Raw genomic sequence first — 23,421 nt, 5'->3', positions numbered from 1 at the left:
AAAGGACCCGAGTTGTTTCGAGTCCCATTAAAGCTAAGTCTAGAAGGAAATATCCATTTCATCAATCGGCCAATATCTAAGGTTTACTTTTCCGACTACCTGATCAGCAGATATAAATCCATAATGACGGCTATCCCAGCTTTTGGCACGGTTATCTCCCAAAACAAAAATCTTCCCTTCTGGGACAGTCTCAGCACCTGCAGCCTCCATCAAGGTAAAATCTCCAGTCAGCATACTTCCAAATGCCTCTTTGCGAAACTTTTCGAGGTATGGTTCATATACTTTTTCCCCATTAATATAGAGCTCATCATTATGGTATTCAACCTTATCGCCCGGCAAACCAATAACCCTTTTCACAAAGTCTTCTTCCTTGCTATGGTGAAAAACAATGACATCGAACCGGTGCAATTCCCCAATCTGAGTCCCAATCTTGTTGACAATTAACTTATTGCCATTTTCAAGCGTTGGTTCCATTGATTCACCTTCAACAATATAATTAGAAAAGAAAAAGGTTCGTATAAAAGCAAAAATAATAATTCCGATAGCGAAGGCCTTTATCCACTCAATTCCTTCTTTTTTCATCCCCTCACTCATTTTTTCTCCTCCCCTCCAAACCTTTACTCTTGGTAGTCCCTTTCCCTCTCCATCTTTATATTCATTTTTATTTCAATTCTTTTTCCAACATACCAAAGGATAAAGATAATAACTCCTACAATCGCAGATCGAATCGGCTGTGTGATCAGGGATTTAATATCATATCCAATAAAGCTGATCGTAAATATCATAACGAGCTTTCCTGTCAAGACGGCGAGCATATACTGAGCGATGCTAATTTTTGAAAGACCTGCAACAATATTTACTACCGCTGAAGGTGTGAAAGGAAAGCATATAAGAATAAATAACGGACCAAACCCATGTCTTTCCACCCATGCCATAAGCTTTTGTACTTGCGAATGCTTTCTAAGCATCCTCAGCACCCGGCGCTGTCCATACTTCCGTACTAATATGAAAACTAACAACGCTCCTAATGTTGCGCCAATCCATGAAAATAGGAAGCCCAGCCATAATCCAAATGCATTTGCATTTGCCATTACGAATAAAAATAGTGGAAGAAATGGCAAGAAGGCCTCGATCATTGGCAGCAAAATACCTGGAAGCGGGCCAAAGGAACGATATTTATCTATTAATTCCATTATATGTTCAAGTGTAAACCAATCTTTAAGCCACTCTAAATCCATTATTATCTCCTTGTAAACAGAAAAGCGGAAGCGCCTTGCTCACCCCCGACAAGCACAAGACAAGCCTCACGGAAAGGTGTCTTTTCCTTTCTGGGAGGATTGACTTGTGACCTCGAGGGGGTAGGCGCTGAAGCTAGACATTTCTCAAACTAGAAAAGGTATACTTATTTTTACCTCTTTCTATTTAATTGTACACCCATTTTTGGGAAAAAGAATATTATTTTGCTAAAAATTCATGAATTGCCTGTTTATTTTTTTCAAGATCTATTGCTAGAACAGACCCAGAACCGCTAACTCTTTGATTGCTGTAAGAACCATCTATCGGGATTCGTAAAGTCCCAATGTCTTGAATGTCCTTTGAAATAAAATCCTTGCTTATATAAAGAATATCAGTTGCTTCCATGTTTGTATTCACAAAAGGTGTCATCACACCGACTAATTTTGGCAGCTTTGCGATTGTTTGAATGCTTTTAAATTGAGAGCCGATTTCCTTAATCACCTTTTGTTGCCGTTCTACCCTGCCAAAATCACCAACTGCATCATGACGGAATCGGACATAGCCAAGTAAATGCTTGCCATCAAGCCGTTGTAGACCTGGTTGTAAAGTAACTCCGATATAAGCAGACATTGCTTTTTCTACCTCAATTTCAACACCTTGTGGAAATGCCTCATCAATAAGATGTACGAAACCATTAAAGTCAACGATAGAGTAATATTTAATGTCTATATCAAAATTTTCCTTAATTGTTTTTCTTAATAATTCCGGACCTCCAAAAGCCAAAGCAGCATTGATCTTGTGCTTTCCATATCCAGGAATATTCACATAAATATCTCTCATAATAGAAATGACTTTATATGTGCCTTTATCTGGATGGTATTGAGCGATCATTATCGTATCCGCTCGTGATTTTTCATTACCGCGGGCATCACTCCCAAGCAGAAGTATATTTGTGCCGCCATACTGATCCTTATCTCCGTGAAATTCAAATTCCTCTTTACCATCTATGTTTGCCTTCTTTAAGGATTGTGAAACCCCTTGTTTATATTGAAAATAGGAATACCCAATAAGTCCGAAACATATTAGAAAAAGAATGAGGACAATTGATTTCCACTTCTTCTTAGTTTGTTTTTTCTGTTGATATCGATCTGATCTCATATTAAATAGTCCTTCCTTTTCATTTAGGAAATTTACTTTCAAACATATAAGACTACTTTCATAGATAAAAAGTTTCTTGTTTCATGCTGGTATTTATTGTATTACCTTATTCTAAATAAAATTAAAACCACAAACCTCTAAGGCTTGCGGCTTTAATCTAGTTTCCTATAAGTAATCTTTAAACCATCCGATAATATGGTTTAAAAGGCTGATTCTTAAATTGAAAGCCCATGATTAGCTTTCGCCTGTATGCACCCTGATGAAAGTCACTAAATGCATAATCGCCAACTTTAAAATTATTATAAAAGTTCACACTCCATGCAGTTTCGCATAGATGTTTTATAAAAATCCACCGTATTTTCTATTAATTCAACTAACTTTTCTCTTTATTCCGCTCCGGTAAATTCGAACTGCCAAATAATCCCAAATCAGATTATTTATTCATAAAAGCTTTGATTTCTTCTTCTGTCATAGATGAATCGCATTTAACGTTTACGGTGTCACCATTAGTATAGATGAAACCTGGAACCGTTGGAATGTCGTATTCATTTCGGAAGGCCGTAATCCCTTCCAAATCAGATTTTTCCACACTATTGACATAATAGACATGAGTATCAGTTTCTTCAGCAACTTTTTTTAGTTTTTTAATGAATTTTTGACAATAAGGACATACAGCCTTGCCAATATAGATAACGGCTTCGCCTTCCCCTTTTACCAATTCATGTGCTTTTGCGGCATCAATTTTATTAAAACTAGCTGCATTTTCTTCATAAGTAGCAATCATCCCTCAAACTCCTTTCTTTAATGCCATTATTATACAACAATTTGTAAATTCTCAAATCAATTATGCTTACTTATTGAATGTCCAACCTTATCAAAAATTAATATAAAACAAAAACAAATAATCTCAATCATAATATTAAGAGATTAAAACGAAAAAAAAATTCTTTCTAAAACATTGCATATTGTGGGTAAAATATATTTAAACGATTTTATTATCAAATTTAATGCGTCAGAAAGTATTCTACATAGCATTATATAAACAAAATTATTTTATCCCCGTCCCTACTCAGAACGGGGTATGTCTGTTTTAGATTGAACATAAAAAAACATTACTGTCATTCAACAGCTTAGTTTTGTAAATCCGCGCTTTGCTTGTGGTACCTCTAATTTGACTAACTTTGATTCCTGACTTTGTAATAATTCAGGAAATAAATACTGGATAATATGCATCGTTAAACGTCGGGACTCGCCCTTATAGGGATAGATATGCATGTACATACATGGATTAAAGTTCGCTTCAATTATTCCATAAGCATCTTTATCTGATGCAGGGGCATCTGTATTTCCAATAATTAAATCGATGCCGCAAATTTTGGCACCGATTGCAGCTACCGCTTCCACTGCTACTTTTTTGTAATCATCAGGAATTTGGTCTGTTACATCAATTGAGTCTCCACCTGTGCTAATATTAGAATTCTCTCGCAGATAAATGACTTCATCTTTTTCCGGAATATAATCCATTCGGTACCCTTGGCCTTTCAGCATAAGGTTTTCCAACTCTCCTAATTGGATCGTTTCTAAAGGTGTTCGATGACTGCTTCCTCTTAATGGATCACGATTCTTTTGAATGACTAATTCTTCAACAGTTTGTTTGCCGTCCCCTTTAACATTTGCAGGAATTCGTAATAATACAGCAAGCACTTGATCATTTAACACAAAAAATCGATATTCTGTTCCTTTTAGAAATTCCTCAATTAAAACAGATGAATCTTCTTTAAATGCTAGTGAGATGGCTTTTTCATAATCTTCGTAACTTGCACCTTCCTTGAAGATAGATATGCCTAAGCCATAGTTTGTTGTTTTAGGCTTCACAACAAAGGCTTTAGTGGAAAATAATTTATAGGAATGCAGAGCGTCTTCCTTATGATTAAATTCCTCCCCATTCGGCACACGAAATCCATGCTGGTGAAGAATTTTCTTTGTTACAGTTTTATTTTCCATAATTAAGGGTGAAATATAGCTATCCTTACTAGTCATATTGCCATTTTTCACATATTCCACATGATCTTCTAATTGAAGCTTCAAAAATTGTTCTTCCCGATCTAAGATCTCTAGCTTGATTCCTTGCTGGATAGCATCAAACATTAATATTTGAGTGGACAATTCCATATCAGTAAATCCTGTTAATAAATACGGTTGATTCCAGGATGTTTGATAATTTTCTTTTGCTATGGATGTAGCTACTTGACTTTGATTGCTTTTTTCACTCACTGAATAGAGTCTGCCAGCTAAAGTCTTACTTGGGTCCTTAAGCATATCTCTCACATTAGCAAATAATGTATCAGAAATAGACAAATCCAAGATATCTACTAGATGCTCCATCTCATCCAAGATGGCTTCTGCCTCAATTTCATATTGCGTGTGCGTGAATGGATGCTCAAGAGCTACTGCATTATTGTAGTCATCGCCGATTTTTACCCACTCATCACAATTCTCCCCTTCATCCTTCCATAATAGATAAACTAAGAAAAGATGTAGAAACTCTGCTTGCTCATAGCTCATTCCATTCTTTTCAAAAGGGTTAATGTCTATGTTACGCAATTCGATATACTGAACACCTTCTCTTTTTAAATCGGAAACACGCTGCCCACCCCTTAAACGAACAGCTGAATAAAATTCTTTTTCTTCTACTAGGAAGCCTTTTTTCACCATTAAAGAAAGGTCTGCTATATAGTTCTGTATACTGCTAAAAGACACTTTAACATCTTCGTGATTTATATAGCCAAACTTACTGCTTCTAATGCTTCTTACTGCCTGATTGAAAGAGTCTCCTTCAAAAAAGTTCTTTTCACTAATAGGAGAAGCACCAAATAAATAAGTGAATAGCCATCGATAGTGTAAGTAGTTTCTTGTAACTTTTAGATACACTTCATTTTTAAATTCCCGATAATCTTGAAGTTCTGATTGTAAGATAAATAATGCTTGGATGAGCTCCTCGCCAAATTCAAAATTGAAATGAACCCCACTAATCATTTGTTTACGGCGGCCATAGGAATTCGATAGCGCCTGCCGATATTGAACATTTTCAACATTATTCAATTTCGCAATTATGATATCTTCCTCATTCTCAGGCAGCTGTGGCGGCATGCTTAATGGCCAAAGCATTTCATTATCGCCTATAGAACGATAAGCCACATCATGGATCGCTGCTAAGTAATTAAACAGCTCCTCTAGCGACTCCGTTACAGGCGTGATTAATTCCATCTGTGTTTCCGAGAAATCACGCTGAATATACGGATGGTCATCTCGTACTGAAAAGCTCCTAGGATGATCGGTGTTAGCTAAATTTCCTGCTAGATCAACGCGATGACTTTCCTTTTCAATCCCAAAACGGGCTTTTAATAAGTATGGTTTAACACGGCTATTAGCTAACATGTTTTTAAAATCCATAACATCTCTACCTCCTATCAAACGTATTTTTTTCCACAGCGTTTGGGCAGTAAATTAAGAAACAAGCAAAAATATCCACATTCAGCTGCAATGTGGATATTTTCATACTAATTCCATCCCTTATTGAGAATAAGAATTAACGAAAGTGCTTTTTATGAAAAGCAAAATGATCCTCTAAGAAAGTTGCAATAAAGTAATAGCTATGATCATACCCTTCAAGCTTTTCATATTGCACTACTTGATTATGTTCACGAGCATTTTGTATGAAGGCTGTTTCCTCTAGCTGTACCGGATAAAAGTCATCTTGACTTCCCTGCATTATGAGAATCGGTGGAATGCTCGCTTCTTTTACTAATTCTGAAGCATCCCATTCTTTCCAGGCAGCTTGATCATCACCTAAATATGCAGAGAAGGCTTTAATTCCCCATGGGACTTGACTTGGACTTAATATCGGTGAAAATGCAGAGATTGCTTTGAATCTCTCTGTATTTTTCAACCCAATTACTAAAGCGCCATGGCCGCCCATAGAGTGCCCCATAATACTTTCTTCACCAGAAAAATGAGGAACTAACGATGTCGCTATCGCCGTTAATTCATCTACGATGTACGAGTACATTTTATAATGCTTAGCCCATGGCTCTTGTGTAGCATTTACATAAAAACCAGCACCATGACCAAGGTCATAGCCTTCATCATTTGCTACATGCTCTCCACGAGGCGAAGTATCTGGAATCATTACAGCCGTTTGATATTTTTCAGCCAATCTTTGAAAACCGCTTTTATGACTGAAATTATCATCTGTACACGTTAAACCAGAGAGCCACCAGATGAGCGGGATTTTTTTATTGTCTATATTTGAAGGCAGGTAAAGACTAAATGTCATATCACATTGTAAGACTTCTGAATAATGGCTGTACTTGAAATGTTCTCCGCCAAAAGAGCGATGTTTTTCAATAATTTTAAGACTCACTTTCTCACTCTCCATATGTTAAAATCGTACGAATCGACTCGCCCTTATGAAGCAAATCAAAAGCTTCATTAATATCTTTAAACTCTAAGTGATGTGTGATAAAAGAATCTAAATCGATTTCACCATTCATATAATCTTCAACCATTCCTGGCAGTTGAGTTCTTCCTTTCACTCCTCCAAAGGCTGAACCACGCCATACACGCCCCGTTACTAATTGGAAGGGACGAGTATGAATTTCTTTACCTGCGCCTGCTACACCGATAATCGTACTTTCACCCCAGCCTTTATGACAACATTCAAGAGCAGACCTCATAACTTCAACATTTCCAATACACTCGAAGCTATAATCTACTCCTCCATCCGTCATTTCAATGATGACTTCTTGAATTGGTTTATCAAATTTAGAAGGATTGATGAAATCAGTTGCTCCCATTTTTTTAGCTAATTCAAACTTATCCTCATTTAAGTCTATAGCAATAATTCGGCTTGCTTTTGCTTGAACCAACCCTTGAATAACAGCTAATCCAATAGCGCCAAGACCAAATACGGCTGTCACTGCTCCTTCTTCCACTTTTGCTGTGTTGTGTACAGCTCCAATCCCTGTAGTAACACCGCATCCAAATAGACAAACTTTATCCAGTGGCGCCTCTGGATCAATTTTTGCTAAAGAGACTTCAGAAACAACTGTATATTCACTAAATGTACTTGTTCCCATGTAATGATAAATAGGTTCTCCATTATAAGAGAAACGAGTTGTTCCATCAGGCATTAAACCTTTACCTTGAGTTTCTCGTACGGCACTACATAAGTTTGTTTTACCAGAACGACAGAATTTACATTCTCCACATTCAGCTGTGTACAGCGGAATAACGTGATCCCCTGGTTTTACTGAAGTCACTTCATCCCCTACAGCAACGACAACACCCGCACCTTCATGACCTAGTACAGCAGGAAATACACCTTCGGGATCATCACCTGATAATGTAAAAGCATCTGTATGACATACTGATGTATACAGTATTTTTACTAATACCTCTTTGGCTTTTGGTTCTTCTACATCAATTTCTACAATTTTAAGTGGTTCTCCTGGTCCAAATGCAACAGCAGCTCTACTTTTCAAATGAATCCCTTCTTTCCTTTATTTTATAGTATTTACAATTTATATAATTACACATTATAATTAACGGGACAATACTGACGTTTTTGTCACTATAAACATATTACAATAGAAGGAGATAGTAAATAATATGGAATTTTCCTATAAAGATAAAACGTTCTTCACGAGCAAAGACTTGGCCTTATCGGTGATAGGTGGTCGTTGGAAGATAGCAATTATATGGTGTTTACTCCAACAATCTCCATTGAGGTTAAGTGAAATACAAAAATATCTTCCCAATGTCAATCAACGTATGTTAATTAGACAATTAAGGGAATTAGAAGAGGATAATATCATTACTAGAGTTGTATACCCGGTTGTACCTCCTAAAGTAGAGTATCAACTAAGTGAAATTGGTTTACTTCTAGAACCCGTTGTAACTTCCATTTGTGATTGGGGAGTTAATTTTAGAGATTTTTTGGAAGGGAATGCTGATAAAATATCAATTGATTAGAAAACGGTTCTAAAAATAAAAAGCCACAAAACGCTTGTACATAGGCGTTACGTGGCTTTTTGACTGTTCTCAAACGACTTTTTGGGGGTTTTCTCCTCTCGATTGTACAGCATGTACATGAGAAATTTGAGAAATTAGAGAAATTTTCCTACTCAAAATCCAGAGGCATCTAAAAAAAAGGAACTTGCAAATTATGATGTTTAAATATACAATGATTACAGAACAAATGTTCCTATTATGTGAATCTTATACTCAAATTCAAGATTATAAGCTGACATTGTGATTTTTTTTGTATAACTGAGGGAGGAAGAGATTATGACAAGAATTCCTGAGGAGGATCGTAATATTATTGAGCAGGCTATTTATTTGCCGATGGTGCTAACCGTTTTGAATCGGGATCTCATTGTTATTAACAAGAGTCCTTTTAAACTTAAGCAGCCATATTTGAAATTGATTGAAGAAACAATGAAAGTGATTCAAAAAGAACTTAAAGAAGTGAAACAATATATGCATAGAAACAAGCTTAAAGTTGAACAATTAAAGCGGGATGAAGCTTTTACTATGTTCATGTTTTTATATAAGGGCTATGAAGAACATCATAATTACTTTAATCCGCGTATTCGCAATAAAGTTCAAGACTTATTAGAATTTTATTTATATAGACGCCACCTTCAAGATTGGCAGAATGAAAAAAAAGAGGGTTACTCATAGGGAAAACTCCCTAAACCCCCTCTCTCCATTAACAGAGATCATGACCTCTTGTATTATATTTCCCTTCATTTTCAGAAGCATTTAAATTTCTTTTTCCATTTATCATGTACCAGTCTTTACGCTCCAAATTTTCAATTCTCTTGCTAAGTCTTGTTTTTAACAGAGCAGTTCGTAAAATTTGATTGTTGAATGAATTAAAGGAAACTGGTATAGACAAGGATCTTTTATTTTTAAATAATACCTGTGTATTGGCTGAGTCCCCACGGCGATGAAAATGAATATGCTCTTGAGATATCCATATGCATTGAGTGTTGCTCGGAGAAGTAGTTGGAAAAAAATAAATGGAGTTTGTGGAGTCTACTGTAATGGGTGCTTTGTGGGTAATTCCAGTTAGATGTTTAGTCGCTTCTTTTCTTCCTTCATAACTGCTGCCAAAAGAAATACAGCCCTTTCTAATAATATCAATAGGCTTGAAAGGAGAAATAAATTCATCCTCAAGCTCCCAAATTTGCGAATAAATTTTGCTGCCATAAGATAAAGGCATAATAACCATTGTGTGGGAATTCACTTCATATTCTTCAATTAATGGGGGAATCATTGATTTAACCATTACTTCATCTCCTCAATATATATTTCATCAACTATACCAAACAATTACCAGATAAATTCATATTTTTCAAAAAGTTGCTAAATTGTTCATAATCTTTCCATTCGTGAATGTTTTTTAAAAATTTTAAAAATTAGGTTAATAAAAAGGAGGAACTCCATATAATAGTAAAAAGCGTTGAGGTGATTTTCATGAATGAAAAATCATACACAGAGCTGATGAAAAAGAACGCCATGAAAAGGAAAAAGTTAAAGGAATCGTATGTTTTAGATCTTTATATTGACATGCTGCTATCAGAAGTGCTGCTGACAACGGAAAAAAACAAACTACTGAAGGAAATTGATCATTCCCTAGATGAAGGCAATAAACCAGCATTTATTCACTTATCCCAAAAATATATTGAACTTACAAAGCGATTTGGCACGTAATAAACGTTTGAATCTCCCGGAACACCGGGGGATTATTTTATTGGAGAAAAGAAAAACATGAGCAGACACTTAGTCTACTCATGCGATTTTATTTTTAATTCATATTCTTCAAGTATTGATATGCGTTCCAGCATAGTTGGATGTCCATAGCGGAATATTTTTACTAACAGTGGAGGATTCACCTGACTTTTCCCAGCACGGGTTAGTTCCTGAAAAGTTGAAATGGCATCATCTGTATCCTTTGTAAGCTCAATTGCATATTGATCCGCACGTGATTCCTGATAGCGGGAAACAAAATTGGAAAGAGGGCTTGAAATAAACATTAGCATGGAAAGAATGATTAAAAAGAGCGGCAAGGAGCGAATATCGTTAACCGCAGGAACCTTCAACGCTTTCCCCCATCTGCTAATCGCATACCCCAACAACTTTGCTGCTAAATATAATCCGACCAGGGATAAAAGTAAGTACCCAGCTATTCCAAAATAAATATGCTTTTCAACATAATGCCCCATTTCATGAGCCATAATAAATAAAATTTGCCCTTCCGTTAACCGATTCAAAGTCGTATCCCAAAGGACAATTCTAGAATTGGAACCAATTCCATTCACATATGCATTTAAGGCATTAGTCTTTTCAGACATATTAACTTCATATACATGCTCGGCAGGAATATGGGCTTGATCGGCCAATGCCAAAATCTTTGCTTCCAGCTCTTTATTTTTCAGAGGATAAAAATCATTATAAAGCGGATCAATGACAACGGGCTGCAAAAACATCATAAATAATGTAAATGGGATCGAAAGCAGCCATGCGTAGAGCCACCATCTTTTTCGGCTTTTATTAATCAGCCAATAAAGAACCGAAACAATTATAATCATCGTTCCGAAATTGATCCAGAAGTCAATGAGCTCATCCTTCATCCAGCCGCTAAAGGTTTGCGTGGAAATATTATAGGTTTTGGATAAAGAATAACTAATATAATTGAGTGGCATCGTTGCAATAAAAGCAAAAAAGGAAAGCCAAATTAAATAAATCGCATTTTGAAAAAACTTTATTTTGGTTGTCTGTTCAGACCACTTTTTAAATGCATTAGAAAAGCCAAGCAATAAAATAAAAAGGTAAAAAAGCCATTCAAATGGTGTAGACAAAAAAAATAAAAAGTTCCTTATTTTAGAATATTCTTCACTAAGCATGAGCTCCCTTCCATTTAGAAAAGTAGCTGGGTCTGCCCTCGTCCCCTGATACTCGAAGGTAAGACTTGTATCGGCAAAATAAAATAAATACCAATAAAAGAAAAGTCCATAAAGGCAATAGGATAGAACCCCATAAAGCCCAATTTTTCTTGCCATCTCTCTCCCTCCTTTTGTACAACCCTTCAATGTAAGTTTAGTACAAAAATCAATATTTAGAACAAATTCTTAATACTTGTATAGCTTTAAGCCTTTGTATAGCTTGTACATTTTCGATAAGAAAAAATCGAAAAAACCGATTCTATTTTGAACCGGCTTACGCTCATCACATAATAAATGAATAGATAGATAAAACAACAATGGAACCTAAGACAACCAGAATAACATTTGCCCCAAGAAACGCAACAAAAAAGGCAGCAGCCGCACCTAAAATCCCAAACCATATATCCTCATTAATAAAGAAAACTCCCGGGAAAACAAGTGCTCCTAGAGTAGCAGCAGGAACATTTTTAAGAACACCCTGCAGAAATACCGGCAATTCCTTCCCCTTAAATAGAACAAACGGCAGCATTCTAGGAATATACGTAACAACGCCCATACCAATGATCATCCAAACGATATGACTACTCATTCCCTTTCCCCCTCTGCTTTTTCTTTACTCCCTCAATTAGCTCAATGATAACTGCAGATAGAAGTGTTGCCACAACAATGGCCCACCCAGTTGAAAGAGCATTGGTTAAAGAGAATATCGTATTAAAGCAGGCAGATAAAGCCGCTAGGAACACTACTTTCACACTTTTTCTCATAGACGGTACTAATAAACCGATAAACATTGCATAAAGAGCAATTGTCATGCTTTCCTGTAACGTCTGAGGAAGACTGGCCCCAAGTAAGAAGCCAAAACCAGTTCCTGCTACCCAACTCAAATAGCCGATTAAATTAAGCCCAAACATATAACCTGTGCTAACCATTCCTTCCTTCATGGCCGCTACAGAAAAGGACTCATCCGTAATTCCAAACGAGTAAATAGCTTTGTTGACAAGATGATCATCTTCACATTTTTCATTTAAAGCTGAAGACATTAAGAAATGTCTAATATTTACAATGAAGGTAGTTAAAATGATTTCAAATATGCCTGTGCCAAGAGTAAGTAGGCTAAGGGAGATATATTGGGAAGCGCCAGCAAAAACGACTAAACTCATTAAGAGAGTTTCAACAAACGTCAGGCCCGTTGTTTTTGCCAGCAGCCCAAAGGTTAATGCAACTGGTATATATCCAATTGCAATGCTAATTCCTGATTGGAATCCTTTCCTAAAATCTGAATTTGTTTTGTTTAATACAAGCTCAGCCATTAGCTGCACCACCTTTTTTGAAAAATCAGAAAGACTTACGATTAAAAATATACTATACTAGACATAATGTATGTTATCACATCTAACCAATATATTATATTATACATATGGACGTTATATTGCACAATAGATATGGAGGGCAAAATGGAAAATATTCAAAAAAATATAGGAGAAAATCTAAGGAATATTCGTAAAAACAGAGGTTTCAGCCTTGACGCTACTTCAGAACTAACTGGGGTAAGCAAGGCTATGCTCGGTCAAATCGAACGTGGAGAATCTAACCCAACTGTAACAACATTGTGGAAAATTGCCAGTGGACTTCAAGTCTCATTCTCTTCACTAATAAAAGACGAGCCCTCAGATTTATTATTTGTAGATTATAAATCCATTCCCCCCATTGTCGAGAGCAATGGAGAATACCGGGTCTACCCTATTTTCCCTTTTGATCCTAGAAAAAAGTTTGAAATCTTTATTGTTGAAATGGATCCTGGCTGCCAGCATCTTTCAGAGAAGCATAATGACGGTGTAGAAGAATATATCACTGTACTTAAAGGTGAACTTGAAATTCAAATTGGCGAGCAAAGCAGACAAGTATCCCCTGGAAATTCCATAAGATTTTTAGCTAATAAAAATCATACATACAAAAATATTGGTACAGATTTAGTCGAATACCAAGCTGTTATGTATTATTTATAATTTTTAAAGGCATATCACTTGAAGTGATATGCCCTTTTCATTTAAGAAATTAATCTATTAGATTAGTACAGCCCGATCACTGCTCATTTTCTCCCCACGGATACGCTGGAATTCTTCTAATAGCTTATCAACCGTTAATTGCTGCTTTTGCTCTTCAGTCGTTTCAAAAATAATTTGACCTTTATCCATCATAATAAGCCTGTTTCCTAGATCCAAAGCCTGCTGCATATTATGAGTGACCATCAAGGTTGTCAGTTTATACGTTTCAACAATTTCTTTTGTTAAATTGGTGATAAGCTCTGCGCGTGAAGGATCAAGTGCGGCTGTATGCTCATCAAGCAAAAGGATTTTCGGTTCTGTGAAAGTCGCCATTAACAGAGACAGTGCCTGCCTTTCCCCTCCTGACAGTAAACCAACCTTTGCCTGAAGACGATTCTCTAAACCAAGATGCAAAGTCTCAAGCTTTTCCTTAAAAAATTCCCTTCGCGCCTTTGTAACTCCTCTTTTCAAACCGCGGGAGGCTGTTCTAGAATAAGCAATAGCAAGATTTTCTTCAATCGTCATGGCTGGTGCAGTCCCCGCCATCGGGTCCTGAAAAACACGTCCGATGAGTTTTGAGCGTTTGAACTCCTTCACAGTTGTAACGTCTTTCCCATCGATAACTACCTTGCCTACATCCGGAATCAATTTACCAGAGATAAGGTTCATCAATGTTGATTTTCCCGCCCCATTGCTGCCGATTACGGTCATAAAATCGCCTGGTTTTAAATGCAGGTTCATATGCTGTAAAGCAATTTTCTCATCAGGTGTACCTTCATTAAAAACTTTATGAATTTGATTTAATTGCAGCAAGTTGCTCACCACTCTCATTCGCTTTTTGTAAGACTTGCGTCATTTTCCGCTTCTTCCTTTGTTTTTCACGCTGCTTATCAATGATTTTTGGCAGAATAAGTGCACAAACAACGATAAAGGCTGTAATAAGCTTCATATCCCCTGTTTCGAGAAATTCAACCCTTAATGCCAAAGTAACAATGATTCTGTATAAAATAGCACCGCCAATAACAGCAAATGTAGCTCTTACAATCGTCTTTGCTCCAAAAATGGCTTCTCCAATAATGACCGATGCTAAGCCAATGATAATCATCCCGATTCCCATTCCAACATCACTAAATCCATTGTACTGGGCAACAAGCGCACCAGATAAAGCGACAAGCGCATTGGAAATACCAAGCCCAACTATTTTTAATAAATCTGTGTCCGCTGAAAAGCTGCGGATCATCGTTTCATTATTTCCTGTTGCACGGATCGCTAAGCCAAAATCTGTTTTTAGGAATAAATCTATCAAAACCTTTACAACAAAAGCCAGTATGATCATAAGGAAGAGAATTCCCCATGTTTTTGGAACGAAGCCCGTTGCCGAAAAGATTGCCTGAATTCCATTATCAAGCCCAATACCTTGCCAGAATGCTGTTAATTTTGTGATCACAGTTTCTTCTGATAAAAGCGGGACATTTGACTTGCCCATAATCCTCAAGTTTATTGAGTACAAAGCAATCATCATCAGAATACCTGAAAGTAAAGGATTGATTTTCCCCTTCGTATGAAGTAATCCAGTGATACAGCCGGCCACAAATCCGCAAATTAGAGCTATAAGCGTTGCTAGGAATGGATTCGTCCCTCCTACAATAAGGACTGCAGCCACCGCAGCACCCGTCACGAAGCTCCCATCCACTGTGAGATCAGGAAAATCTAATATTCTAAATGATAAATAGACTCCCAATGCCATTAATGCATAGATTGCACCTGCTTCTATAGAACCAAAGATGGCTGTCGACATATTCATCTTCCTTTCTTATCGAAAAGCGCAAGCGCCTTCGGAACATCAAAGGGCAAATGTTCCTGCGATGATTATTCGCAGAAGCATTCCTTTGTGGTCACCCCCGACAAGCACAAGACGAGCCTCACGGAAAGGTGTACTTTACCTTTCTGGGAGGATTGGCTTGCGACCTCGAGGGGGTAGGCGCTGGAGCTAGACATTTCTCAAACTTTAAAAGTATTATTCGCCTTCGTAAAATTCACCAATAGTTTCCCACTCTTGCTTCACTTCAACACCTTGATCTACCGCTGCTTTTTTGTTAATCACAAGCTTTAAACTGCTTGGAAGTTCAACTGGAAGTTCGGATGGCTTTTTATTGCCTTTTAAAATTTCCGCAGCCATTTTACCAGTTTGGTAGCCTAGGTCATAATAATTAAATCCGCTCGCTGCAACGGCACCGCGTTTCATAGAGTCAAGCTCTCCTACAAACAAAGGAACTTTCTTTTCGTTTGCTACTGAGATAACTGATTCTAAAGCAGAAACAACTGTATTATCCGTTGGAACATAAATTGCGTCTACTCGTCCAATTAATGATTCAGCAGCCTGCTTTACTTCAGCAGAAGTTGAAACAGTTGCTTCTACCACTTTAGCTCCATTTTTCTCAGCAAGCTCTCTTACAGCATCAGCTTGAACTTCAGAGTTTTGCTCTCCTGAGTTGAAGATAACCCCAATATTTTTGGCGCCAATTTCCTCTGTAATAAAGTTAATCGTTTTGGCTGTACCGTCTGGGTGATTGTCAGTTGTACCTGTAATATTATCACCTGGTTTATCAAGCGCTTCTACTAGACCAGCTCCAACTGGGTCAGTAACGGATGTGAAAAGAATTGGAATTTCCTTTGTAGCATTTAAAGCACTAACTGCACTTGGTGTCGCGTTAGCAAAAATTAAATCCACTTTATCACCGACAAAGTTGTTAGCAATTGTCAATGTATTATTCATGTCTGCTTGAGCATTTTGAATAAGGAATTCTGCATTTTCCCCTTCTTTAAAGCCTTCATCCTCTAAAGCTTTCTTAAATCCTTCTGTAGCTGCATCAAGTGATGGATGCTCTGCAAATTGAGTAATCCCAATCTTATATGTTTTTTCAGCTTCATTACCTGAACCTTTGCCTTCATCAGTTGCCTTATCGGTTCCACATCCGCTTAGCAATGCAACACCTACTAAACTAGCTGCGGCCATTAATTTCATTTTCTTAAACATCTGTTGTTCCCCCTTAGAATACTTTTGCGCTTTTTTGCTTTTATGCTTTTTCGCTTTTATTCACTAAATTATAAAGCTAAAAAGAGTGAAAATTCAAGTCTTTTTTACTATTTTAATAAAATTTTCTGAAATGAGAATATAAGATTGTCAATATATAGTAAAAGTAAAAACACAGCACTGCGGCTGTGTCCCTTATCTTCCTTTAAAATTGGGCTTTCTTTTCTCTGCAAAGGCTGTTAGTGCCTCGACCCGATCCTCAGTCGGAATAATGACCTCATATGCTTTCCTTTCAATTTGCAATCCGGTCTGTAAATCCCCGTTCATTCCCTGTTTAATTGCAAATTTAGCTTGTTGAAGAGCAAGAGGACCATTGGCTAGCATTTGATTTGCTAATTCAAAACAAGCATTTAGGAGATTATCTCTGTCAATTACTTTATTTAAAAGGCCAAATTCAAATGCTTCCTCTGAGGTCAAACGTTTGGCTGTCAAAATTAATTCCATCGCTTTTGCCTGACCAATAAGTCTTGGTAATCTTTGTGTACCACCTGCGCCTGGAATAATAGCTAAACTCGTTTCAGTCAGTCCCATTGATGTTCCTGAAACGGCAATTCTAAAATCACATGATAGAGCCAGTTCCATTCCGCCGCCAAAGGCAAACCCATTAATAGCTGCAATGGTTGGCTGGGGCAGCTGGTCAATTAATGAAAAGACTTCACCGATTTTATAAATATTACGGCGAACTTCCACATCAGATAATGTCTTTCGCTCTTTTAAATCGGCGCCTACGCTGAAAGCCTTCTCTCCTGAACCAGTAAATATAACTACCCTGACATCTGAATTTATCCGTATGGCCTCAACCGCCTCTTGCAGCTCCACTAACGTATCATAATTAAATGCATTCAATGCCTCTGAACGATTTATCGTTATAACTGCAATATGCTCCTTCATCTCAACAATAATCGAATTCATCTGACTCCTCCTCGAATAAAAATGACTACATGTTCAATTCGATAAATACCGTGAAAACCCTTTCTTTACAAAAAAATTAGACAGATTTTGTCCGTCATACTCTTTTTCCCATTAAAAAGAGCGTTTCCCTATCAGAAACGCTCGCACGAACCTAGTAAATTAAGTTTAGAAATTCCTCTTTCGTAATATTCCCGAAGTAATACTTTACATCCATATCCTCGATTGCCTTTTCAATTGCAGATCTTTCATAGCGCAATCCAGTAAGTCTTTCTTCTAGATCGGCTACATCCCCCACACCGAAAAAGTCGCCAAATATCTTACATTGCTGAATCATTCCACCCTCAACCTCTAGACGGATATCAATTTGCCCCACCGGGAACCGATGAGAATGCTGCAAATTGAATTTAGGAGATTTGCCATAATTCCAATCCCAATTTTGGTATCTTTCCTTAGACAGCTGATGAATTTTCTCCCAATCTTCATCGGTAAGCTTGTACTCTTCAATTTCTTTCCCATCAAAAATATTTTGAAGCAGAAGCAATCGAAATTCCTCTATCGTAATTTTCTCTGTTAAAAACTCGGAGATATTTGCGACACGGCTGCGAATGGATTTAATTCCTTTCGACTCAATCTTATCCTTTTTCACCTTTAATGCTGACACAACGCTGTCAATTTCGGAATCAAAAAGCAGGGTCCCATGGCTAAACATTTTTCCTTTAGTTGAAAATTGAGCATTCCCAGAAATCTTTCTTCCTTCTGCTGTTAAATCATTACGTCCACTCAATTCAGCATTAACACCAAGCTTTTGCAGGGCTTGGACGACAGGCTCAGTAAATTTACGGAAATTATGAAAGCTCTCCCCATCATCCTTTGTTATAAAACTGAAGTTTAAATTCCCTAAATCATGGTAAACAGCGCCACCCCCTGATAAACGGCGGACAACATGAATACCATTGCTTTCAACGTATTCTGTATTAATTTCTTCAATTGTATTTTGATTTTTCCCAATAATGATAGATGGTTCATTTATGTAAAACAGTAAATATGTTTCATTAATATCTAAGTTTTTTAGTGCATATTCCTCAATAGCGAGATTAATTCTTGGATCGGTTATTCCTTTATTATCGATAAATAACATTCGCTTCACTCCTTTATAAGGCTAACGACCATTGATAGGCAGCAAGTGAAATTGGACCATTATATCTTGTCGCTGCTTCTTCCTTTAATTGTTCCAGGTTTCCGTAATGTGGCAAATGTGTGAGAAGGAGTTGCCGGGCGTTGGCGTCATTAGCTAAATTCCCTGCATCCAGACTTGTCATATGTCCTGCGTTTTTTCCATTCTGGTTTCCATAGAAATTACATTCACACACTAGTAAATCAACCCCTTTAGAGAAGGGAATAAATTCATCCTTGAATGACGTATCAGCTGTATAAACGATAGATTTTCCGCCAGCTTCAAATCTCATTGCATAACATGGAACAGGATGGCCTGTCTGTAAAAATTGTACCCTAAAAGGCCCAATTGATAAAGCCTGATCAGGATCATAGGCTATTCCTTTTGTAATATTTTTATAGGTTAACTTTGAAAATTCTCTTTCATCCTCTGAATGCCCGTAAATTGGCAGGCAGTCCATTTCCTTTCCTAAGAAGCCTTGTATGAGTCTGGCGTGCTGTAATACGCCAATATCCGCTGTGTGATCGGGATGATAATGTGATAGAATGACTCCGTTTAATTCCTCAGGCTGAATAATACTTTGCATCTGTGATAGAACAGCACTACCGCAATCAATCAGCAGCTGAAATCCATCATGCTCCAGTATATACCCTGAACTCGCCTCCCCCGCCTTCGGATAACCGCCCCAATGCCCAATTACAGTAAATTTCATAAAAATACCTCCTTAGAAACTTATGTATAACCAATATTATACCCTAATGTAAAAAGATTTCTGATTTTGGAATGAGCTAGGACACATATATAGCCAAAGAACCAAATTTTATATTTTTGATTTTTGTATTGAAACAGGTATTGACAACACTCATCTGTTATAATACAATAAAAACAAATAATCTTACTAATCGAAAAACTTAGGAGGCATTCAAAATGATTCAAAACATTCTCGAATTTTTTAGAAATTTACCAGCAAAGCAATGTGTTGAGTGTGGGAAGTCTATTGATGAGCAGCATGAATGCTATGGAAATAAGTGTGATCACTGCCTAGGTGTTAAAGATATTTAATAACAGATTCATTTAGACATATTAAAACCAGCCGTCATATAACGACTGGTTTTTTTGTACACTCAGGAAAGCTGAATAAAAAAAACTGTCACAAGACAGCTTTTTTTTCATCCATATTTAAAAATGATAATACCTTATTAACCGCTGCTTCACCTTGGTCAATACAATCAGGCATCCCTAATCCTTCAAATGAGCTGCCCGCCAGAACTATCCCTGGAAGCTCAGAATTTAAATGCGTTTTGACCTTTTCAATTCGTTCTTTATGCCCAACCGTGTATTGCGGCATGGAATCTGTCCATCTCGAAATGACAGCAAAATCAGGGTCCATCGTAATATTCATTGTTTTATTAAGCTCATTTAGGACAATCTTTATCAATTCATTATCTGGCAGCTCCACAACAGCCTCATCACCGGGTCTGCCTACATAGCAGCGAATAAGTACTTTTCCTGCTGGTGTAGTATGCGGCCATTTTTTGTGGGTCCATGTACAGGCAGTAATCGTATAATCACTATTTCTTGAGACGACAAACCCTGTCCCTTCGATATCCTTTTCAATTGCTTCTTTTGGAAAAGCAAGGGCAATGGTAGCGACAGAAGTGGATGACATATCCTTTAAAGAGTCAAAGAAACGATAATCGGCAAAAATAGATTGGGTTATATGATGCGGGACAGACATTATAATGCTATCAGCGTCCAACCTTTCTCCCCCATTTGACTCGATTACATATCCATTTTCCTTTTTGTGAATACGTTTAACTTTACAGCCCTTCATGACAGAATTGGGCTCTAACTTAGATTCTATTGCATCTGCAAAAGACTGCAAGCCTGTACTAATTGTCAGAAAGATACCCTTGTCTTTCTTCTCCCCCGCACTCTTCGGCGGTGCTAGAGTTGATTTCTTCATGCCTAATATTAAACTTTTATATTTTTGTTCAACCTGGTAAAACTGTGGAAAGGTAGACATGAGACTAAGCTTGTCAATATCTCCAGCGTAAATACCGGAAAGCAAAGGCTCAATTAAGTTTTCAACCACTTCATCTCCAAGTCTCCTGCGAAAAAACTTACCAAGTGACTGGTCATTAGCTGGATTTGATTTCGGCAAAATAAAATCTGCAGCCGCTCTTGCTTTCCCCGCAAAAGAAAATAAACCGGTCGTAACAAAAGGGGCTATTTGTGTAGGTATTCCCATTACAGAACCACCAGGCATCGGATGCAGGCGATCTTTAACGAGTACATACGATTTTCCAGCCGTATTCCTGATTAACTTATCTTCCATTCCGACTTCCTTCGCAAGGCGGGAAGCACTTTGCTTACGGGCTAGAAAGGAATCGGGACCTCTCTCTATTACAAAACCATCGCGTATAACGGTTTGCATTTTCCCGCCTAGCCGATCGGTAGCTTCTATTAGTCTTACCTCAAGCGGCAGTCCTTTATCACTTGCTTCCTTTTGCAAATAGTAAGCTGCTGTTAGACCTGTAATTCCACCACCGATAATAACAACCCTTTTCTTTTGTTCCGACACAGTTCTTCGCCTTCTTTACTTTAGTCTCACTTGTTTGCTAATTTTTTAAGAATGACGGCTGCCAATGCCTCAATAAATTCTGGCTGATCGTTCGGCATAGGCGGTCTATAATAGCTAGCACCAATTTCATCAGTAACTACTTTACATTCATAATCATTGTCATATAGGACTTCGAGATGATCCGATACAAAGCCTACTGGAGTATAAACAAATGCCTTGTATCCATGTGTTTCATATAACTCCCTAGTCAAGTCTTGAACATCGGGACCAAGCCAAGGCTCTGGTGTATTTCCTGCACTTTGCCAGCCGACAGCATAATTTTTGACTCCAGCACCTTTTGCAATTAAATCCGCCGTTTCCTGAAGCTGTTTTGGATATGGGTCTCCTAATTGAAGAATCTTCTCTGGTAAACTATGAGCTGAAACAATTAACACTGACTTTTCTCTTTCTTCCTGAGGAAATCCTTCAAAAGTAGATTTCACACGGTCTACCCAATATTGAATAAACTTTGGCTCATCATACCAGCTTTCCACTGAATGGATAACAGGACCGCCCAGCTTTTCTGCTTCTTCTTTTGCTCTGCCATTGTATGACTTGACGCTAAATGTTGAAAAGTGTGGAGCAAGTACAATACTGACAGCTTCTTCAATGCCATCCTCATTCATTTGTTTAACGGCATATTCAATAAACGGTTCAATATGCTTTAAGCCGAGATACATTTGAAACTCATACTCTTCCTGATTTTCATTTAAAAATGTCTCTAGGCTTTTTCCCTGATCCAATGTAATTTTTGCTAATGGAGAAATTCCGCCGATTGCTTCATACCTGTTTCGTAAATCCTCTAGCATTTCTGGAGAAGGCTTTCTCCCTCTGCGAATATGAGTATAATAGCGTTCTATATCTTCTTCTTTATATGGAGTGCCATACGCCATTACAAGCAGGCCCATTTTCTTCCTTGTCATCTAATCACCTCTAGTAGATCTGTTACTACTCTAGTTGCCCAGCTTAGAAGCAGAATATTCATGTACAAATGCCGTTAATTTCTTTAATGTTTCAGGTTTAACTTCAGGGAATACGCCATGTCCAAGGTTAAAGATATAGCCCGGCTTTTCCATTCCTTGATCCAAAATCGCTTTCGCTCTTTCCTCGATTACTTCCCATGGAGCTAATAAAAGGGCGGGGTCTAGGTTACCTTGAACTGCTTTTGTAATTCCTCTCTCCCTTGCCTCTTTAATAGGAAGTCTCCAATCAAGGCCAACTACATCTAATGGCAGGTCATGCCATTCCATTGCAAGGTGGCTTGCTCCAACACCAAACATAATAAGAGGAACATTTTCCTCTCTTAGGCTTGAGAAGATTTTATTCATCGTTGGCTTTATGAAAACACGGTAATCAGCTACATTTAAAGCACCTACCCATGAATCAAAAATTTGAATCGCCTTCGCTCCTGCTTTAATTTGGGATTTTACATATGTAATTGTCATTTCACTAAGCTTATCCATTAAGGCAAACCATGCTTCAGGTTCTGCATACATGAAAGCCTTTGTTTTATTGTAATTTTTCGAAGGGCCGCCTTCGATCATATAACTTGCAAGTGTAAATGGTGCACCAGCAAAGCCAATAAGAGGAACAGTCAATTGCTCCTGTGTAAGAATTTTGATCGTTTCTAAAACATAAGGCACATCTTCCTCTGGATTAATTTCACCAAGCTTTTCAACATCGGCTGTTGATCGGATAGGATTTGAAATGACCGGACCTACACCAGATTTAATTTCAACTTCCACTCCAAGTGCAGGAAGCGGTGACATAATATCCTTATAAAGTATGGCTGCATCATTGTTATATTGATCAACAGGTAATTTTGTCACATAAGCACATAGCTCAGGCTGATGTGTAATTTCAAATAGAGAATATTTTTCCTTTATTGCTCGGTATTCTGGCTGTGAACGGCCTGCCTGACGCATATACCAAACTGGCACATGATCCGTTTTCTCACCCTTTGCTGCTCTTAAAAATGTATCATTAAATATTCTTTCCATCTAAAATAAACCCCTTTCAAAGACTATCTGCATTTCATTGTAATATATATATAGGAATATTTAAAATTCCAGCAACTTTTGCCCATCCTTACTGTATCCCTTTCCACTACAGTTGTATAGTTTATAAGAAGAAATGTCGAAAATTTGACGAATTTACAGAGATAACGA

General features: G+C 37.5%; 25 protein-coding genes. 5 read left to right on the top strand and 20 right to left on the bottom strand.

Going from position 1 to position 23,421, the window contains the following annotated elements; translation table 11 throughout:
- Positions 1–39 precede the first annotated feature (39 nt).
- From lepB to RRV45_RS07365, 7 genes are all read right to left on the bottom strand, one after another.
- Positions 40–594 carry a signal peptidase I gene (gene lepB, locus RRV45_RS07395; RefSeq protein WP_315668174.1) on the bottom strand — a complete coding sequence of 185 codons (555 nt, stop codon included), beginning with the start codon at positions 592–594 and terminating at the stop codon, positions 40–42.
- A gap of 23 nt (positions 595–617) precedes the next feature.
- Entirely contained in the window at positions 618–1,238 is a 621-nt protein-coding gene (locus RRV45_RS07390; RefSeq protein ID WP_315668173.1) for a TVP38/TMEM64 family protein, read from the bottom strand.
- Positions 1,239–1,455: 217 nt separating this feature from the next.
- Complete coding sequence (locus tag RRV45_RS07385) at positions 1,456–2,394, bottom strand: LCP family protein (protein WP_315668172.1); 939 nt, start codon at positions 2,392–2,394, stop codon at positions 1,456–1,458.
- Between the two features lie 433 nt (positions 2,395–2,827).
- On the bottom strand, positions 2,828–3,178 hold the full coding sequence (locus RRV45_RS07380) for a thioredoxin domain-containing protein (protein WP_315668171.1): 351 nt from the start codon (positions 3,176–3,178) through the stop codon (positions 2,828–2,830).
- Between the two features lie 338 nt (positions 3,179–3,516).
- Positions 3,517–5,847 carry a bifunctional glutamate--cysteine ligase GshA/glutathione synthetase GshB gene (gshAB, locus tag RRV45_RS07375; protein WP_315668169.1) on the bottom strand — a complete coding sequence of 777 codons (2,331 nt, stop codon included), beginning with the start codon at positions 5,845–5,847 and terminating at the stop codon, positions 3,517–3,519.
- Between the two features lie 136 nt (positions 5,848–5,983).
- Positions 5,984–6,817 carry an S-formylglutathione hydrolase gene (gene fghA, locus RRV45_RS07370; protein WP_315668168.1) on the bottom strand — a complete coding sequence of 278 codons (834 nt, stop codon included), beginning with the start codon at positions 6,815–6,817 and terminating at the stop codon, positions 5,984–5,986.
- A 4-nt stretch (positions 6,818–6,821) separates the two neighbouring features.
- On the bottom strand, positions 6,822–7,937 hold the full coding sequence (locus RRV45_RS07365) for an S-(hydroxymethyl)glutathione dehydrogenase/class III alcohol dehydrogenase (protein ID WP_315668167.1): 1,116 nt from the start codon (positions 7,935–7,937) through the stop codon (positions 6,822–6,824).
- A gap of 127 nt (positions 7,938–8,064) precedes the next feature.
- Between RRV45_RS07365 and RRV45_RS07360 the strand changes: the two genes are divergently transcribed.
- Entirely contained in the window at positions 8,065–8,427 is a 363-nt protein-coding gene (locus RRV45_RS07360) for a winged helix-turn-helix transcriptional regulator (RefSeq protein ID WP_315668166.1), read from the top strand.
- A 315-nt stretch (positions 8,428–8,742) separates the two neighbouring features.
- The gene (locus RRV45_RS07355) at positions 8,743–9,138 is read left to right on the top strand and encodes a hypothetical protein (RefSeq protein WP_315668165.1); all 396 of its coding nucleotides are present in this window, start codon (positions 8,743–8,745) and stop codon (positions 9,136–9,138) included.
- Between the two features lie 28 nt (positions 9,139–9,166).
- Here RRV45_RS07355 and RRV45_RS07350 read toward each other — a convergent pair whose 3' ends face one another.
- The gene (locus tag RRV45_RS07350) at positions 9,167–9,748 is read right to left on the bottom strand and encodes a competence protein ComK (RefSeq protein ID WP_315668164.1); all 582 of its coding nucleotides are present in this window, start codon (positions 9,746–9,748) and stop codon (positions 9,167–9,169) included.
- A 188-nt stretch (positions 9,749–9,936) separates the two neighbouring features.
- On the opposite strand from RRV45_RS07350, the gene RRV45_RS07345 reads away from it, so the two are divergent.
- Positions 9,937–10,173, top strand: coding sequence for an IDEAL domain-containing protein (locus RRV45_RS07345; protein WP_315668162.1), 237 nt, complete (start codon positions 9,937–9,939; stop codon positions 10,171–10,173).
- Between the two features lie 74 nt (positions 10,174–10,247).
- Here RRV45_RS07345 and RRV45_RS07340 read toward each other — a convergent pair whose 3' ends face one another.
- The 3 genes from RRV45_RS07340 to RRV45_RS07330 all read right to left on the bottom strand — a co-directional run bounded on the left by RRV45_RS07340 (position 10,248) and on the right by RRV45_RS07330 (position 12,715).
- Complete coding sequence (locus RRV45_RS07340) at positions 10,248–11,522, bottom strand: M48 family metallopeptidase (protein WP_315668160.1); 1,275 nt, start codon at positions 11,520–11,522, stop codon at positions 10,248–10,250.
- A 166-nt stretch (positions 11,523–11,688) separates the two neighbouring features.
- The gene (locus tag RRV45_RS07335; RefSeq protein WP_315668159.1) at positions 11,689–11,994 is read right to left on the bottom strand and encodes an AzlD domain-containing protein; all 306 of its coding nucleotides are present in this window, start codon (positions 11,992–11,994) and stop codon (positions 11,689–11,691) included.
- The gene (locus tag RRV45_RS07330; protein ID WP_315668158.1) at positions 11,987–12,715 is read right to left on the bottom strand and encodes an AzlC family ABC transporter permease; all 729 of its coding nucleotides are present in this window, start codon (positions 12,713–12,715) and stop codon (positions 11,987–11,989) included. The genes RRV45_RS07335 and RRV45_RS07330 overlap by 8 nt, the downstream gene beginning before the upstream one ends.
- 144 nt (positions 12,716–12,859) lie before the next feature.
- Between RRV45_RS07330 and RRV45_RS07325 the strand changes: the two genes are divergently transcribed.
- Complete coding sequence (locus RRV45_RS07325; protein ID WP_315668157.1) at positions 12,860–13,411, top strand: helix-turn-helix domain-containing protein; 552 nt, start codon at positions 12,860–12,862, stop codon at positions 13,409–13,411.
- A gap of 57 nt (positions 13,412–13,468) precedes the next feature.
- Here the strand turns inward: RRV45_RS07325 and RRV45_RS07320 are convergent, their stop codons facing one another.
- The 6 genes from RRV45_RS07320 to RRV45_RS07295 all read right to left on the bottom strand — a co-directional run bounded on the left by RRV45_RS07320 (position 13,469) and on the right by RRV45_RS07295 (position 19,342).
- Positions 13,469–14,263 carry an ABC transporter ATP-binding protein gene (locus RRV45_RS07320; RefSeq protein WP_315668156.1) on the bottom strand — a complete coding sequence of 265 codons (795 nt, stop codon included), beginning with the start codon at positions 14,261–14,263 and terminating at the stop codon, positions 13,469–13,471.
- Entirely contained in the window at positions 14,238–15,248 is a 1,011-nt protein-coding gene (locus tag RRV45_RS07315) for an ABC transporter permease (RefSeq protein ID WP_315668155.1), read from the bottom strand. Before RRV45_RS07315 ends, RRV45_RS07320 begins: the two co-directional genes overlap by 26 nt.
- 219 nt (positions 15,249–15,467) lie before the next feature.
- A complete protein-coding gene (locus RRV45_RS07310) occupies positions 15,468–16,487 on the bottom strand; it encodes an ABC transporter substrate-binding protein (RefSeq protein ID WP_315668154.1) in 1,020 nt (339 codons plus the stop codon).
- Between the two features lie 192 nt (positions 16,488–16,679).
- Positions 16,680–17,456: an enoyl-CoA hydratase-related protein gene (locus tag RRV45_RS07305; protein WP_315668152.1), complete on the bottom strand. Its 777-nt coding sequence runs from the start codon at positions 17,454–17,456 to the stop codon at positions 16,680–16,682.
- 151 nt (positions 17,457–17,607) lie between these two features.
- Positions 17,608–18,594 carry a lipoate--protein ligase gene (locus RRV45_RS07300; RefSeq protein ID WP_315668150.1) on the bottom strand — a complete coding sequence of 329 codons (987 nt, stop codon included), beginning with the start codon at positions 18,592–18,594 and terminating at the stop codon, positions 17,608–17,610.
- Positions 18,595–18,607: 13 nt separating this feature from the next.
- On the bottom strand, positions 18,608–19,342 hold the full coding sequence (locus RRV45_RS07295) for an MBL fold metallo-hydrolase (protein ID WP_315668149.1): 735 nt from the start codon (positions 19,340–19,342) through the stop codon (positions 18,608–18,610).
- Positions 19,343–19,557: 215 nt separating this feature from the next.
- On the opposite strand from RRV45_RS07295, the gene yhfH reads away from it, so the two are divergent.
- Positions 19,558–19,692: a protein YhfH gene (gene yhfH / locus RRV45_RS07290; RefSeq protein WP_315668148.1), complete on the top strand. Its 135-nt coding sequence runs from the start codon at positions 19,558–19,560 to the stop codon at positions 19,690–19,692.
- 88 nt (positions 19,693–19,780) lie between these two features.
- Here the strand turns inward: yhfH and hemY are convergent, their stop codons facing one another.
- Genes hemY through hemE form a run of 3 tightly spaced genes read right to left on the bottom strand, consistent with a single transcriptional unit; the run spans position 19,781 to position 23,253 of the window.
- Positions 19,781–21,214 (bottom strand): protoporphyrinogen oxidase, encoded by a 1,434-nt coding sequence (gene hemY, locus RRV45_RS07285; RefSeq protein WP_315668147.1) that lies wholly within the window; start codon positions 21,212–21,214, stop codon positions 19,781–19,783.
- 26 nt (positions 21,215–21,240) lie between these two features.
- Positions 21,241–22,176 (bottom strand): ferrochelatase, encoded by a 936-nt coding sequence (gene hemH, locus RRV45_RS07280; RefSeq protein WP_315668146.1) that lies wholly within the window; start codon positions 22,174–22,176, stop codon positions 21,241–21,243.
- A 30-nt stretch (positions 22,177–22,206) separates the two neighbouring features.
- On the bottom strand, positions 22,207–23,253 hold the full coding sequence (gene hemE, locus RRV45_RS07275; RefSeq protein WP_315668145.1) for a uroporphyrinogen decarboxylase: 1,047 nt from the start codon (positions 23,251–23,253) through the stop codon (positions 22,207–22,209).
- Positions 23,254–23,421: the final 168 nt, after the last annotated feature.

The sequence above is a fragment of the Bacillus sp. DTU_2020_1000418_1_SI_GHA_SEK_038 genome (assembly GCF_032341175.1).
Classification (GTDB): domain Bacteria; phylum Bacillota; class Bacilli; order Bacillales; family Cytobacillaceae; genus Cytobacillus.
Note: the sequence above shows the minus strand (reverse complement) of the source record. Positions and strands in the feature narration are given on the sequence as shown.

What these genes read in the sequence shown, in the direction of transcription:
- lepB (WP_315668174.1), bottom strand. Translation starts at nt 594, where the DNA reads ATGAGTGAGGGGATGAAAAAAGAAGGAATTGAGTGGATAAAGGCCTTC.
- RRV45_RS07390 (WP_315668173.1), bottom strand. Translation starts at nt 1,238, where the DNA reads ATGGATTTAGAGTGGCTTAAAGATTGGTTTACACTTGAACATATAATG.
- RRV45_RS07385 (WP_315668172.1), bottom strand. Translation starts at nt 2,394, where the DNA reads ATGAGATCAGATCGATATCAACAGAAAAAACAAACTAAGAAGAAGTGG.
- RRV45_RS07380 (WP_315668171.1), bottom strand. Translation starts at nt 3,178, where the DNA reads ATGATTGCTACTTATGAAGAAAATGCAGCTAGTTTTAATAAAATTGAT.
- gshAB (WP_315668169.1), bottom strand. Translation starts at nt 5,847, where the DNA reads ATGGATTTTAAAAACATGTTAGCTAATAGCCGTGTTAAACCATACTTA.
- RRV45_RS07360 (WP_315668166.1), top strand. Translation starts at nt 8,065, where the DNA reads ATGGAATTTTCCTATAAAGATAAAACGTTCTTCACGAGCAAAGACTTG.
- RRV45_RS07355 (WP_315668165.1), top strand. Translation starts at nt 8,743, where the DNA reads ATGACAAGAATTCCTGAGGAGGATCGTAATATTATTGAGCAGGCTATT.
- RRV45_RS07350 (WP_315668164.1), bottom strand. Translation starts at nt 9,748, where the DNA reads ATGGTTAAATCAATGATTCCCCCATTAATTGAAGAATATGAAGTGAAT.
- RRV45_RS07345 (WP_315668162.1), top strand. Translation starts at nt 9,937, where the DNA reads ATGAATGAAAAATCATACACAGAGCTGATGAAAAAGAACGCCATGAAA.
- RRV45_RS07340 (WP_315668160.1), bottom strand. Translation starts at nt 11,522, where the DNA reads ATGGCAAGAAAAATTGGGCTTTATGGGGTTCTATCCTATTGCCTTTAT.
- RRV45_RS07335 (WP_315668159.1), bottom strand. Translation starts at nt 11,994, where the DNA reads ATGAGTAGTCATATCGTTTGGATGATCATTGGTATGGGCGTTGTTACG.
- RRV45_RS07330 (WP_315668158.1), bottom strand. Translation starts at nt 12,715, where the DNA reads ATGGCTGAGCTTGTATTAAACAAAACAAATTCAGATTTTAGGAAAGGA.
- RRV45_RS07325 (WP_315668157.1), top strand. Translation starts at nt 12,860, where the DNA reads ATGGAAAATATTCAAAAAAATATAGGAGAAAATCTAAGGAATATTCGT.
- RRV45_RS07315 (WP_315668155.1), bottom strand. Translation starts at nt 15,248, where the DNA reads ATGTCGACAGCCATCTTTGGTTCTATAGAAGCAGGTGCAATCTATGCA.
- RRV45_RS07310 (WP_315668154.1), bottom strand. Translation starts at nt 16,487, where the DNA reads ATGTTTAAGAAAATGAAATTAATGGCCGCAGCTAGTTTAGTAGGTGTT.
- RRV45_RS07305 (WP_315668152.1), bottom strand. Translation starts at nt 17,456, where the DNA reads ATGAATTCGATTATTGTTGAGATGAAGGAGCATATTGCAGTTATAACG.
- RRV45_RS07300 (WP_315668150.1), bottom strand. Translation starts at nt 18,594, where the DNA reads ATGTTATTTATCGATAATAAAGGAATAACCGATCCAAGAATTAATCTC.
- RRV45_RS07295 (WP_315668149.1), bottom strand. Translation starts at nt 19,342, where the DNA reads ATGAAATTTACTGTAATTGGGCATTGGGGCGGTTATCCGAAGGCGGGG.
- yhfH (WP_315668148.1), top strand. Translation starts at nt 19,558, where the DNA reads ATGATTCAAAACATTCTCGAATTTTTTAGAAATTTACCAGCAAAGCAA.
- hemH (WP_315668146.1), bottom strand. Translation starts at nt 22,176, where the DNA reads ATGACAAGGAAGAAAATGGGCCTGCTTGTAATGGCGTATGGCACTCCA.
- hemE (WP_315668145.1), bottom strand. Translation starts at nt 23,253, where the DNA reads ATGGAAAGAATATTTAATGATACATTTTTAAGAGCAGCAAAGGGTGAG.